Origin of the sequence: Sphingobacterium thalpophilum (genome assembly GCF_901482695.1) — a bacterium.
Lineage (GTDB): Bacteria > Bacteroidota > Bacteroidia > Sphingobacteriales > Sphingobacteriaceae > Sphingobacterium > Sphingobacterium thalpophilum.
Window position 1 is genome coordinate 4,200,146 of record NZ_LR590484.1, and the last position, 14,834, is coordinate 4,214,979.

9 protein-coding genes are annotated in these 14,834 nt (G+C 45.3%); 3 read left to right on the forward strand and 6 right to left on the reverse strand.

Translation table 11 applies throughout. The features are described 5' to 3' along the window. Nucleotides 1-83: 83 nt before the first annotated feature. From FGL37_RS17410 to FGL37_RS17435, 6 genes are all read right to left on the reverse strand, one after another. The gene (locus FGL37_RS17410; RefSeq protein WP_028068805.1) at nucleotides 84-1,871 is read right to left on the reverse strand and encodes a glycoside hydrolase family 2 protein; all 1,788 of its coding nucleotides are present in this window, start codon (nucleotides 1,869-1,871) and stop codon (nucleotides 84-86) included. 60 nt (nucleotides 1,872-1,931) lie between these two features. Continuing rightward, entirely contained in the window at nucleotides 1,932-3,548 is a 1,617-nt protein-coding gene (locus FGL37_RS17415) for an alpha-L-fucosidase (protein WP_197734480.1), read from the reverse strand. Nucleotides 3,549-3,603: 55 nt separating this feature from the next. After that, complete coding sequence (locus FGL37_RS25560; protein WP_081817798.1) at nucleotides 3,604-5,553, reverse strand: glycoside hydrolase family 97 protein; 1,950 nt, start codon at nucleotides 5,551-5,553, stop codon at nucleotides 3,604-3,606. Between the two features lie 32 nt (nucleotides 5,554-5,585). Next, nucleotides 5,586-7,646: a beta-galactosidase gene (locus FGL37_RS17425; protein ID WP_028068802.1), complete on the reverse strand. Its 2,061-nt coding sequence runs from the start codon at nucleotides 7,644-7,646 to the stop codon at nucleotides 5,586-5,588. 120 nt (nucleotides 7,647-7,766) lie between these two features. Further along, nucleotides 7,767-8,966, reverse strand: a complete 1,200-nt coding sequence (locus FGL37_RS17430) for a glycoside hydrolase family 5 protein (protein ID WP_197734481.1) — start codon at nucleotides 8,964-8,966, stop codon at nucleotides 7,767-7,769. Nucleotides 8,967-8,998: 32 nt separating this feature from the next. After that, entirely contained in the window at nucleotides 8,999-10,327 is a 1,329-nt protein-coding gene (locus FGL37_RS17435) for a sialate O-acetylesterase (protein WP_051606569.1), read from the reverse strand. 57 nt (nucleotides 10,328-10,384) lie between these two features. Between FGL37_RS17435 and FGL37_RS17440 the strand changes: the two genes are divergently transcribed. The 3 genes from FGL37_RS17440 (at nucleotide 10,385) to FGL37_RS17450 (ending at nucleotide 14,761) form a co-directional block, all read left to right on the forward strand. Continuing rightward, nucleotides 10,385-11,506: a vWA domain-containing protein gene (locus tag FGL37_RS17440; RefSeq protein ID WP_028068800.1), complete on the forward strand. Its 1,122-nt coding sequence runs from the start codon at nucleotides 10,385-10,387 to the stop codon at nucleotides 11,504-11,506. Nucleotides 11,507-11,563: 57 nt separating this feature from the next. Beyond that, nucleotides 11,564-13,021: a sigma 54-interacting transcriptional regulator gene (locus tag FGL37_RS17445; protein WP_317132244.1), complete on the forward strand. Its 1,458-nt coding sequence runs from the start codon at nucleotides 11,564-11,566 to the stop codon at nucleotides 13,019-13,021. A gap of 423 nt (nucleotides 13,022-13,444) precedes the next feature. Continuing rightward, a complete protein-coding gene (locus FGL37_RS17450) occupies nucleotides 13,445-14,761 on the forward strand; it encodes a S41 family peptidase (protein WP_160169464.1) in 1,317 nt (438 codons plus the stop codon). Nucleotides 14,762-14,834 lie beyond the last annotated feature (73 nt).

Consider the following 14,834-nt stretch of genomic DNA (forward strand, 5'->3'; position numbering starts at 1 on the left):
CGGCATCTCGCTGCGAAAAGCGGGGACTTCCCGAGAAGAGAGATTGGGGAAGTCCTTTTATGCAGGGCTGCTTTTGATTGTTTTTAGTTATCTTTAAAATAACCAGCGACTATATACCACGCTTTCTTTTTTTCTCCGCGATCAGACAACAATCCTTTTCTATTCCAACCTTTCTGGTACAGGGGGTGTGCTCTGCCCGGCGAGCGAAAGTCGACGAGGAGCCACGGTGTCACTCCGCGAAGATAAGATATGGATTTAAACATGTTAAACTGTCGCTTATAAATATTTGCGAGATAATCCTCGCTCCAGCTACTGGCGCGTTCGGGATTATTATTGTTGCCAAAAACTGCTTCACCGCCAAATTCCGAAAAAATAAGCGGTTTATTGAATTTGGATATCCACTCCACTTCTTTATTCGCTTCAGGCCATTGTTTGTACCAGCCGAGATATTGATTGATGGCCATGACATCCATGAAACTATTCACCTCGTCTTCAATATAAGCCTTGTTACCCTCAAAGCGCATATTGTTGAGCGCTGATGTTACCAGTCGGGTATCGTCCAGCGATTTTGTGAGCTGATATAACCTTTTCAGTGCGCTGTCGCGCGGAGGGGAGGAGTAGGTTTCGTTTGAAAGACTCCATATGATAATGGCTGCTCTGTTTTGATCGCGCGAAATCATTTCTTTTAGCATTAAGCTCATTTTTTCCTTCATGCTCTCGTTGGCAAAATCGATTCCTTGGTACACCGGAAGCTTTTCCCAAACCATCAGTCCCATTTTCTCTGCCATTTTTACCATCTTTTCATGATGCGGGTAGTGTACTAGGCGGACATAGTTACAGCCCAGTTCTTTAGCCCAGTCCAGAAGGATTTTATAGTCACTCTCATGGTATGCACGAGACTGGCGCTGTGGAATCTCCTCGTGGATATTAATGCCTTTTAGAAAGATTGATTTGCCGTTAAGTAAGATATCTGTCCCATCCACTCTAATCGTTCTGAAGCCAATCTTTTCTTGTATAGTGTCTGTTTGTGCAGATACAATCACGTCGTATAGTTTAGGATTTGCTGGCGTCCACAGGCTTTTGTTTTTAAGGGGGAACCGCAGTGTTGCCATTCCATCCTCATTGGTTCTTGTTCTGAAATTGGCACCTAGTTCGGGAATGCTTATCCGGATTTCTTGTTGTTTAGTCGAGCCATCCAGTTTCACATATCCCTTGACGATATTCTCATTGTTTTGCGACAGCTGGATAAAGTAATCCTTGATATAAGTTTTAGGTGTGGAGACAAGGTCGACATCCCGCGTTATTCCACCATAATTGAACCAGTCAAATCCGAGACCGGGGATACCGTCTTTCACACGCTGGTTGTTAACTTTTACAATCAGGCTGTTGTCCCCGTTTTTGAGCTGATCTGTTACTTCGAACTGGAACGGAGTAAATCCACCTTCATGTTCACCGATTTTGGCTCCATTCAAATAGATTTCGGCTCTATAATTGACGGCTCCAAAGTGGAGGAAGAATCTGTTGTTTGCCGTCGTTTGTATGGAAAATGTACGTTTGTACCAGATGCTACTTTCGTAATATTTGAGGTCCGGAAGCTGCGAATTAAAGTCGCCGGGAACATAGAGCTGGGGGCCGCCTTCAAAAGCATATTCGACAAAGTCGGAGTCGTTTGTTGGCTTTCGGTCTTTGTAGTAGGCGGCCCAGTTGCCCGATCCAGCATCGAAAGGGTCGATGATAATATTCCATATACCGTTCAAACTGGTCGATTGTCGTCCCTCAATATTAGTCATTGCCGACTGTGCATGCAATAGGATTGGAAATATTTGCAACCACAATAGTGTTATTTTTATTTTGTCAATAGTTTTATTCATGTGTTGTTTGTTAGTCATGTCGCTGAAAATGTTATCATTGAGTTTGTTTTAGGTGTGAATCTAGTTTATTTTCAGAACAAGTGAAATCTGGTTTGGCTTTATCGCTGGCAGCTTTACAGAAAGATATTCATCGCTTTGTTGAAATGTCAACTTTTTATCGTATCCCAGCAGGGCGACGGATTGCACGACTATTGGTTCTATTGCCTTGTTTTTTCTTCCCAAAGATCTTATGCTAATTGCTCCATCCTGCGGCCATGCCATGATGTGGGCATAAATCGAGTTGTTTTTCTGAACAAAACGAATGTCTCTAGAACTATACATCTTTTCTTTGTCTTCGTTGAATCCAGCGGCATTTAACGGTTTTGATTCTTCCGCACTTGGCCCCTCGCCAAAGATCTTCCAAGGTCTAGTGTCAAAAATTCCCTCTTTGTTCACTTGCATCCATTCGCCGATCTCATGCAATACTTGTTCTTCTTTTTCGTCTATGCTGCCATCGCCCTTGATTGGCACATTGAGCAAGAGGTTTCCATTTTTGCTGACAATATCAATGAGCATATGTATGACCGTCTTACTCGACTTGTAATTGTTGTTTTCGTAATCCGATCTGTTATAATGCCAGCTTCCCAGGCAGGTGCAGGTCTGCCATGCTTTTTCTTGAACTTTATCTGGGACGCCACGCTCGACATCCCACACCAAGCATTCCTTTTGGGGTTCGCTGAGGATCTTTCCGAACAATACAGCGCCTAATTTTCCATTGTTTTTCTTTGCATTGCTGTTATAAAAATGAGCAGCAATATCGAGCCCGACATTGCTTATGGGCCATAGTGGGAGCGTGGTATCATCGAAATACAAGAGGTCTGGCTGATAACTGTTGATCATATCCACCGTTCTGTCGTAAAAATTGTCAATATAATCTTGAGTCGGCAGGGAGGCCCCATTATGCCAATCCCATTGTGCCCAGAGTGATTTCACATCTTCGCTACCCTGGCTCAGCGAATGGTTTTGACGGTACAATTCCTGCGGATCATAGCCTTCCCACCATTTACCTTTACCATCTTCTTTCGTCATATGTCCATCGTATGGTATACCTTGAAAAGGCCCCGACTTATCAGCCCTTTGTGATGTTTCATACCATGTCCAGGCATGAGATGAATGAATACTGACACCAAATGGCAGCTTATTTTTTTTTGCGGCCTTCGACCATGCCGCGAGGATGTCGCGTTTGGGCCCCATGTTGACCGAATTCCATTTTTGATACTTACTGTGCCATAGGTCAAAGTTATCGTGGTGGTTGCCCATCGCGAAGAAATATTGTGCGCCTGCCTTTTTGTATAAGGCGACAAGCCTTTCGGGGTTCCATTTTTCGGCCTTCCAAGTATGAATGATGTCTTTAAAACCAAATACAGAAGGATGGCCATACCGTTGCACATGTGCATTATATTGCCAGCTTCCTTCGTCATACATGCCTCGGGCATACCAGTCGCCCTGTTCGGGCTGACATTGGGGACCCCAGTGGGCCCAGATTCCAAATTTCGCATTGCGAAACCACTCTGGCGCCTCGTACTGTGCGAGAGATTCCCAAGTTGGCTGGAATTTGCCTTGCTGTGCCTGCTCGTGCCGCTGTTGTTGGGCGTGGGCAGCGGCGGGATAGGCAAACGCCGTTATTAGCAATAACATATCAAAAATTTTCTTACACATAGTTGTCATTATATTTTTCATTGTTTAAGTTGGATCAAAGGGGTTTAAGCACAGCGACATAGCCGCCACTGTTTGCCATTCGTATCGTTATTGTCGTCCCAGACTCGATTATCAGACGTTTTTTTTGGAGCTTTGTGGGATTCTCTGTTGCGTCGTTCGCATCTGCCCAGTATTCCAGCTCATATTCGCCAGCGGGTAGAAAATCGGTTAGTAAGTCAATCTTACGTGCCGCGTGATTATTCATGGCACCGATAAACCAGTTTTTTCCTGAACGTTTGGCTAGCGCAATGTATTCTCCTGGATACCCATCGATAAAGCGAATATCATCCCATACTGTGGGAACAATCTTTAGAAAGTCACTTCCGGGCTGCCCCAACACATGTTTGGGGTGATCAGAAAAGACCGTTAATGGACTCTCATAGATCACGAATTTGGCGAGTTCTGCACAGCGTGTATTCATTACCTGAGTAGGAGATTGATTCTTAAACCGTTCGGGAGTAACGTTGAGAAAACCGCCGGGAGTGTAGTCCATGGGGCCTGCCAACATACGCGTAAAAGGTAGTGTGACGTTATGAGCAGCCGTAATGCGTTTCGAAAATTTCGCATATTCTTCGCCAAGCACGCCCTCCCGGGTTATCATGTTGGGATAGGTACGTTCAATACCATCCGGTTTATATGCACCATGAAAGTTGACCATAAGCCGGTGCTCAGCAGCTTTTTTGATCACTTTACGGTACCAATTTACCATATCCTGATCATCACGATCCATAAAATCTATTTTCACGCCCGCGATACCCCATTGTTGGTATAAGGCAAAGGCTTCTTCGAATGCATTATTACGGTTGGCGTCCGTGCTGTATAGCCACAACCAGATGCGTACATTCCTTTCACGGGCATATGCGATGATTTCAGTCATATCGAGTTGTGGAGCAGGTTTGGTAATGTCGGCCTGAGCTTGGTTAAATGGGCCATACCACTGCCAGTCGATGAGCATATAGGGCCATCCCTGCGCTGCAGCAAAGTCGATGTATTGTTTAATGACAGCCATTTCCATTTTTACTTCACCGCTCCACCAGTGATCCCATGCACAAAGACCGGGCTGTATCCATGAAGGATCGTCAATGGCACAGGGCGGGTTGAGCGATTGCACTATTTCAGATTCGATGAAGTGTCCGGGTTTGTCAGCTATCATCACCACGCGCCAAGGGGTATATATTTTGTCTGCAAAGCGTGCTTTGATGCCCTCTTCTTTTTCGCCGGGAAGGGGTGAGAGCTTGGTGGTGAGCATGACTTTCGCTGTGGTATCTTCGGCTTCGCGACCAATGTAGCATCCTGGGAAGTTGTCTAGGTTTGCTTCAGTGATAGCCAGATAGTTGTCTTTATTGATTTCGACCAGCAGTGGCAGTCCGGCTACAGTTGTCGGCTTTAATGCAGACACTGGTCGCTTATTAAATTCGCTCTCCTGACTGGAGGTATAGGAGGGATCATATTCTGCTATCCATGCTTGGGCATGTGCTGGTACCGAAAAACCCGTCATTTCCCGACTGATGGCTCTATTGCCGATTCGCTGACTGCTATAGAGTTGATAGCGGAAGGCGATTCCATTATTGTACGCTCTAAAAAAGAGATCCATTCGGCGCTTTTCGCCTCCTTTTTCTACGAGAGCGAGATGTGTTTCATTCCATTTCATGGTAACTTGAGCATGCTTGTTTTTGACCACGGGTGCCCAGGATTCTTGCTGAAAGTTAGAACGGGCATCATTTAGCAAAGTAAAGCCTTTATGAATGGCCGGTCCATCCTGTAACTCAAAACCCAAGGGGGAGGGGTATATCAATGGCTGACCCTTATAAAAAACGGTATACTGAAGTTCGTTGGAAAGGTCGATATGCACAGCGATCTGTCCGTTAGGTGACTGCACGGTAATCGTTTGGGCACAGAGGCCAAACGATAAATATAGAAATATGCTGACTAAAAATGTTTTCATGAAAGTTGTTTAATAGTTAGATGGATGATGGATCATTTCTCTTCCATAATTAATACGTCCCAGGGCTCCAGGACTATCTTGTTACCAGATTGTAGTGCAATACCCGAAACCAGTTCGTTCGCAGGCCGATAGGTATAGGTGATTTCTTTGGCTGCTGCACTGTAGTTAAAAAAATAGTGAATTTTTTTTCCCGATTTATTGGTACCCGAACGTTCGATAATAGGGAAGATGAACTTATCTGCGGGGATGATTTGAGCTTCTACAGCGACCTTTCTTATGATGCTATCGAGCAGTTCTTGAGATGGATAGGTTCCTATATAGGTCAGCATTCCCTTGCCATATTTGTTCTGGGTAATGACGGGCCATTTGCCGAAAAAGCTGTGTTCGGCATAAGCCAGCGGTTCAGCTGTCTCAGGGATCAGAAACTCGTACCAGTCACTGATCTGCTTGTTATTTTTCAATTGGAAGGGATTATTTTTCAGGAGCATTTCACCGATTGTCGAATATTCCTGATAGTAGAACCCGCAGGCCTTGCGCAAGGGGCCGGGAGAGAGCGACGCCCTGACTGCCGAATGCTCGTTGCAATACCCGCTTTTGAACATCATTACGACATGCCCGCCTTCCTTTACAAACTGCTCAATGGCCTTTAACAGCTCATCGGTGGCAACATATAGCGGCGGAATCACCAACATATCGTATCCCTTGAAATTGATAGTTTTATCACAAGGCAGGATGTCGGTCTCGATATTTTGGAAGTATAATGATCTATGTACCATATCGATTGGGTAATTGCTTTTGTGAGTATACGGCATAAAATTTAGCGCGTGGTAGGAGTCGTGGCTATAGAGTATGGCTACCTTGTTTTTCTTTTTCAGATCTACGATCTGGTTCCCAATTTTCTTCAGCTCTTCTGAAGTCGTTTTGAACTCGTCGTAGACGCGATTAGGCTGCAGGTCATGTCCCAGGATACCGCGCCAGTACGTTTCTTGCCCGTAATGTAAGGTCGCCCAGTGCCAGTATTCCACCATATTCGCACCGGAGGCATAATGTCCGTAGACATTTTGCCTCAATTGCTTGTCGTAGGGTGGATATTGTGTGCGCGAATCCCATCCGGTTCCCTGGGCATTGGTTTCCGTGACAAGATAATTGTTGTGCGCGACAGTGCGTACAAAATCACCTGCATAGGCGATGCGCTGACCGTCCTGTTTGTCCTGCACATCGTGGTAAATGTTGATGGCAGGATATTGCATCTGTCGAAAGCTTTCTACCTGGTCGATATCATGAAAATCGGGCATAAAGCAATGGGTGATAAACTGATCTTCGCGTTTGTACGTATTGACGATATCACATTGCCAATTCAGGAAATCAGCCACCTGTTTGCGGTTGTACCGTTCCCACTCGTTTTTATAGAAGGGATTGGTAACACCATCCCGGGTATAGAATTCTTCCCAGCTGTTGATATTCATCCCCCAGTAATTCATTCCCCATTCTTTGTTAAGAAGAGCAAGATCATTGTTGAAGCGTCCTTTAACGTAGTTGCGGAACCCAACGAAGTAATCGCGGTTGTTTATACCACGTGCTTCGGTCTCATTGTCTACCTGATAGCCGATTACTCCCGGGTGTTGAGCATATCTTTCCATTAGTTTGCGAATGATCCTTTCGCTGTAATATTTAAATGTGGGATTGGTAAAATCTATATTCTGTCTAATGCCATAATAGGCTTTACTGCCTCGGAGATATTCGGCCATTACCTCGGGGTGTTTATGGGCTAGCCAAGCCGGAATGGAGTAGGTAGGAGTACCCAATATCACTTTGATACCTGCTTGGTACATCTTGTCGATGATGCGATCCATCCAATTAAAATCAAATACCCCTTCTTGCGGTTCGAATAACCCCCATGTCGATTCCCCGACACGTACAACATTCAGTCCAGCGTTCTTCATGAGCCGGATGTCTTCGTCCAGACGTTCGTAGGGCATATACTCATGATAATAGGCAGCACCATAGAGCGGCTTGTCAAACCTATATTGAGCCTTGGTAGGCATGGCTACCAAGAAGGTTAGGTAAAGGAGGAAAATGTTTTCTGTTTTCATGGTTGTCGGTTTCTGCTTCTTATATCATGTATTTTTTTACTATGCGGTGTCAGGGCTAACCCTGACACCGCGATTGTGTTGGCAGCATAGAGGCGCTTCCGGTAGACCGAGTGCAGGCCATTAATTTCGAGGGTATCTTCCTGGGATAGCCATTACCTGTTGTAAAAAGAGAGGGTCTTTAAATGTACAGGTCGTTCGGTCATATTGCCCTGCTCCCTGAACATCCCAGAGCATGGGGCACATGCCACGCGAATAGATGGCTTCAGTAACCGAGACGGCAAATAACCTGACCACTTCCTGCGTCCTGTTGAGTGAAGAACAAGCATATTCGCCGATAACAACAGGTATGCCTTTATCCACACAGTTCTTTTTGAGTAGATCCATATTATCATGGAGCTCCTTCAATTCGCTTGGTGTACCCCAAGATGGGACACCGACCCCCCAGCCGGCATCCTCTCCATTTCCCAGTATGGCAAACAGCGGCGGAGTATAGTAATGAACCGTCAATGCGAGACGTTTAGCCGGATCAACTGGTATTTTTGTGAGTGGGTCAAAGGCGTATTCCAGCCCAGTATTATAAACTTCGACCAGCAAGTGGCGCTTGGCATTGTTACCACCCGAGCGTCTTACGATATCGACAAAAATCTGGTTCAGTTCATTGACATATCCAAATGCTTTTGCTTTCTCTGTCTGCCCACCGCGCCAAGGCGTCCATATTTCATCGTAACCGATTTCATTCATCGGTTCAAATATGAGATGGTCGCCATATTTTTCGAAACGGCTACATAGTTGCTCCCATATCGACGTGAATTTTTTACGGGCCTCATTGTCTGTGGGCACTTTCTTGACCCATTCATTCTCATGGTGTACATTGATAATGGCTACCATTCCACAATCAAGTGTCCAATTGAGGATGGATTCCACTCTATTCAGCAGATCTGGATGAATGCTGTAATTCTCATTATTTATCATCATATTACTCCAGGTAACAGGTATCCGGAGCGACGAATAACCGGCCTTGGCATATCCCTCGATGATCTCTTTTGTTATGATGGGGCTGCCCCATGCTGTTTCGTAATTCGCGATGCTGCTGGGATTAATCCAGTCGCCGGTAGCATCAAGGGCGTTGCCGAGATTTATTCCCAAGCCCATTTCATCAACCAGTTGGCCCGTGCTGAAGTTGTCGCGAACGAGAAATTTACTGTAGGCCGGTTTAGGTTCTTCCTTTGGATCAGGGGTGGAAGGCTCGGCTTTAATCTCCTTATTTGAACATGCTGGAAGCATCAACAGCATAATGAGGTAACTTAATAGTGTTTTCATTGACAGTGTTTTGGTGTATTTATTTGTTAACATTATTTGGTAATTGTGTTTGACATGGGGTATTCAGTGCTGAAGGGCACAGCAGGAAGTCCTGCTTTATTGTACAGATTGACGTCGGGGTTGTTGCCCCATGCGTAGCGGACGTAGACCGGGTCTGCAATCTGACTTGCATATACCAACACTTGATCGCCTACGGCATGGGCTTTGGCCCAGACAAATTTTTTGTCTGCTCCGGCGACAGCAAAGCCTTCTACATACCCATTTTTGTTGGTCACGGACAGCGCTCCACCTGTTGATTCAAACGAAATAAGCAACTTATCTGCTTTTCTTTCCAGTGACTTAAATGTTGGACCGGAGTAAATAAGATCCTTTTTACCATAATCTTTGGCTAGTGCAATTAACGCAAGTCGCCTGCCTACCTCTTGTTTATTTCGTGGGTGGATATCATCGGCGTCGCCAATATCGGTGATGACTGCCTGACCTGTATGTGCGAGGCTAAGTGTTCTGGTCTGTGCATCTCTGAGTTTTGCCCAGTCACTGTCCTGCGGTATGCTGTCTTTGGCCATATAATTGGCCAATTGAACCCAATAAAAGGGGAATACCCTGTTCCATTGCGATCGCCAATCGCGGATCAGATTGGGGAAAAGGGTAAGATAATCATTGGGTTGTCCAGCATTGTTTTCTCCCTGATACCAGATGACGCCTCGAATTGTATATGGAATGATCGGGTTGATCATCGCATTGAAAAGCAAGGAGTGATACATATTGGGCGAAGTCTCCTTATAGCCGAACTGCTTATTGGTTACGGCCTCTTTGTAATACCATTCGCCATCAAGTGGGAATTTTTCCCCGCCGATTTCTATATTCAGGCTAGCAGCGTTTCCGTAAAAGCCGCCGCCGCCACCGGTATCCGTGATTTTTACCGTGATGCTATTTTCGCCGTCTTTCAAAATATTTGTGGGAATATTATAAGTTCGCTCTACGGTATATCCCGTTGTTGCGCCGACCTCTATTCCGTTGATCCAGCAGATATCGTCGTCGTCGATCGTCCCAAGATGAATCGTTCCACCTTTTCCGGCAGTGCCTTTCGGAAGAGATATGTTCCGTTTGAACCATACGATGCCATCTGTCTCCTGCAGGGTAGATTCCCATAACTGTGGCACGTTCATCTTGTGCCAGGATAATAGGTCTAGTCTTTTTGTATACCATTCCCCGATGATACCCGGGTCTTTTTCCAGCGCTTGAAAATGTACGGCCAAAGAGCAGTGGGTACATGCTGGCTTTCGGTGTTTTCCTTGTAACGTTTGGAGTTGTAATTTCGGGGTAGATGCTTTATAAAAATTATTATTTCGTAAATTCATGCGATGAAGTCAGATGTCCTTATGCAAAGAGCTGCTTCATCCAAAAAAAATAAACGCATGAAAAGCAGAACACGAAATCGAGGTTTTTATTTCAAGCTATATGATGAGCCGTTTCAGACGCCTTTTGATAAGTTGTTTGACATTTTTAAAGAACTCATCACCCATACCTCAGGAGATTTTGATGAAGCTATCGATTGGCTGCGTGAACTGGATAAAGAGTTCAAGCTGACCACTCCCGAATATACGATAGATGATTTCATCGCAGATCTGAAGAATAAAGGATACATCCGGGAGCGGCTGGAGTTTGGTGGGACTGGCAGTGTAGATCTGACCTCAAAGATGGAGAAAGCCTTACGCCAGAATGCGTTGGACCAAATTTTTGGAAAGATGAGAAAGGGGAGGTCGGGCAATCATAAAACCAGCCAGCAAGGGCGGAGTGACGAAAGTATGGGCGATTTGCGAAGCTATCAATATGGAGACAGCCTAGAAAAAATTGCACTCACTGAAAGCCTGAAAAACGCACAGGTCAATCATGGCATAGGTGATTTCGCCTTATCAGAAAACGATCTCGTTGTAGAAGATACGCAGTTTAAATCGCAGATGAGTACGGTGCTGATGATCGATATCAGCCATAGTATGATTCTCTACGGCGAAGACCGCATCACTCCTGCAAAGAAAGTAGCTATGGCCCTATCCGAGCTGATACTGACGCGTTATCCGAAGGATTCACTTGATGTCATCGTTTTTGGTAATGACGCTTGGCCTATAGCGATAAAAGATTTACCATATCTACAGGTGGGGCCATTTCATACCAATACTGTCGCCGGTCTTCAGTTAGCGATGGACATACTCAGACGTAAGCGGCATGCCAACAAACAGATATTTATGATCACTGACGGCAAACCGAGCTGCCTGAACATGCCGGATGGTACTTATTATAAAAATCCGATGGGGCTTGATCCTTTTATTACAGGTAAGTGTTACAGCATGGCAGCTCAAGCCCGTAAATTGGGGATACCCATTACGACTTTTATGATCACCGCTGATCCGTATTTGCAGCAATTCGTTGACGAATTTACAGCCTCTAATCAGGGTAAGGCTTATTATACCGGGCTTGGAGATCTTGGCGAAATGATCTTTGAAGACTACGAAGAAAATCGAAGAAAGAGAATACGGTAACAGCATATCATCTTGCGCTGCGTTTGCGGCTCATTTTAAGAACAACATATGGATTACATGAAGATTACAACATTTGGCGCACTAAAGAATTCAGGATATCGGCCTAAGACGATAAAAGAAGAATTGCGTGACAATCTGATTACAAAAATAAGGAATGGCGAGACTGTATTTAACGGAGTACATGGTTATGAGGATACGGTAATTCCCGAACTGGAGCGGGCGATTCTCTCCAAGCATAATATTAATTTTCTGGGCCTTCGCGGTCAGGCAAAGACCCGCTTGGCCAGGCTTATGGTTAATCTGCTGGATGAATATGTACCTGTGGTGGAGGGGTCCGAAATCAATGACGACCCATACCACCCCATATCCCGTTATGCGCTGGAGCTCCTAGAGGGAAAAGGCGATGACACGCCGATAAGCTGGCTACACCGCAGTGAACGTTTTGCGGAGAAATTGGCTACCCCCGATGTTACGGTAGCCGATTTGATCGGAGATGTCGATCCTATCAAGGCCGCAAATCTGAGGTTGAGTTATGCTGACGATCGCGTAATTCATTTTGGAATGATTCCCCGGGCAAACCGTTCAATATTTGTCATTAATGAACTGCCCGATCTTCAAGCACGCATACAGGTAGCACTTTTTAATATCCTGCAGGAGGGGGATATCCAGATCCGCGGGTTTAAATTGCGCCTGCCGTTGGACGTACAGTTCATATTTACGGCCAATCCAGAAGATTATACCAATAGGGGAAGTATTGTGACACCGCTGAAAGACCGGATAGGTTCACAGATTTTAACCCATTACCCCACGTCGATTGAGATCGCTAAGGTCATTACTGCGCAAGAGGCTAATTTGGAAGCTGCGCAGAAGAATCAGATATACATACCGGAGCTCGCGCGTGAATTAATCGAGCAAATCAGTTTTGAAGCCAGAAATAGTGAGTATGTAGATGAAAAAAGCGGAATCAGTGCACGGATGAGCATTACGGCATTTCAAAACCTATTGAGCACTGCCGAGTTACGCATGCTCAAAAACGGTTCCAGTAAGACCTCCGTACGCTTGAGCGATTTTATGGGGATCGTGCCCGCTATAACCGGAAAAGTGGAACTTGTTTACGAAGGCGAGCAGGAGGGCCCTGCGGCAGTCGCTATGCAGCTGATCGAAAATGCAGTAAAAAGCTTATTTCCGATCTTGTTTCCCAAAATTGAGAAGTTGGAAAAAGAAGGCCAACGCTATCCTTATGATGGCATTGTCCGTTGGTTTGCAGAATCGGAGGGGGTTGAGCTATCCGATGAACTTAGAGACGCCGATTACGAACAGCTATTGGAACAAATAACCCCGCTGCGCACCTTGATCGAGCAATATCGGCCGGAAACAAAGCCAGAAGATCACTACTTTCTGAGCGAGTTTATACTGTGGGGCTTGGCGCTATACAACAAATTGAGTAAATTTAGAACAGGCAAGGACCTGCAGTTTCAAGATAACTTTCAGGGGTATCTGCGGAATAATTTGTAATCATCCACCCCAGGAAAAGATTCTGGGAACACAGGGCGCATATCCGGCAAAAAAACTTCCGGTCCCGAGCTAAACGCATTTTGGTGCGCGCAGGCAGCGCCAATTTTGAACTATCACCATGCTGGAGAGCTGATAGATCATATCGTTAGCGAAATGTCAGCTTTAAAGTAATCAATGCTGTGCCGGTAGTAGACTGCACATGCTATCGGCGGGCTTTTATGAATAAAGAGTAAATGAATATTTCTGAAAGATGCTTATAGGCGCCAGTATAACGCGATCGAATAATTAATATAAGCGTAATAATTAATTTATTGTCCGTACAAATAAAGGTTGTATCTTGAGACTATATAAGTTCCCGAAATGCAAGGCAGGACCTTTTATTATTTGATCGTATATACTCTCATTCTGCTGCTAATCAGTATAATGAGCGGCTGTAAAAAGGATCCGGCGGATTATCCTGTGGGCTCCAATGCCTATGTAAACACCTGGATATTGGATAGCCTGAGGCGCTATTATTTCTGGAATGAGTCCCTGCCTAAGAAGCCCGATCTGAATCAGCATCCCACCGTTTTTTTCAAATCTTTATTGAATGCTGCAGATCGATTTTCCTATATGGTCGATCCGCAAGATCCTGCCAGCTATCCGCCATCCAACTGGAATAAGTTTGGATTTGACTATGCGACAGTGCGTACGGATGATAGTAATCTGATTTTTGGGATTATTAAATACGTTTACAACGATTCGCCAGCATCGCGCAGCGGATTGAAACGGGGCGATTACATCAGTAGGATCAATGGAGAACGCTTGACAATCTCCAATGCTGGCCGGTTGCAAAATGAACTGTCGACAAGTGGTGAAGGACGGCTGACGATAGCCACTTGGGAAGGCGATGCTCTTAAGGATTTACGAACAGTGGATCTCATTGCTGGAGTGATACTCGAACAATCTGTTAAACAGCATATTTTCCAACTGGACACCAAGAAAATAGGCTATCTCTATCTCAATGACTTTAGTCCGGGGCTAGCTCAGTCAGTTATTCCTAATTTTAATCTGTTTAAGAACGAGACGATTGATGCACTGATCATCGATATCCGCTACAACCCCGGCGGACAGGTGGCCGAGGCCGCTGGGGTCACCGCCTTGATCAGCGGGCTGGCATACAATACACCGTTTATTACCTATACAGGCAATAAAAATGGAGGTCGGAAGACTGAAAGTATCGGTCACAGTGCCAGCAGCGATCACAGCATGCAGTACGGCCAGCTGTTGGAAGCGAGTCTGGGACTGAAGCAGCTGTACCTCTTAGTAACAGGGACAACCGCCTCTGCCGCCGAACTATTGATCAACAATCTAAAACCCTATGTCAATGTCATCACCATTGGAGAGACAACCAGGGGAAAAGATCAAGCGTCATTTGTCATTAAGGATATGCGGCAGACCAAGACCATATCTTGGGAGCTGCATCCGATCATTTATAAGCTGTCCAATGCGCGGGGTGAAGGAGATTATAGTACGGGTATAGTACCGCAACATCATGTAAATGAGCTAGAGTATCTTCCCTTAAAAGAATTGGGTGCTGCAGATGATCCGCTTGTGCAGCGTGTGTTTACACTTATACAAGACGGTATATCAACGCGTATGCGCAAAGATGATCCAAAGATTGCGATAGACGACATTCATGTTTTGACCGACAGTAGGCAGATGCAGACAGCATACGACTTGCTGCAAACAAGAAATTGAGGGGCTGTCCTTGATCTTTAAATAACATATAATTAAACTGATATTAATTGTGGGTTAACAGCAGCTGGTTAGC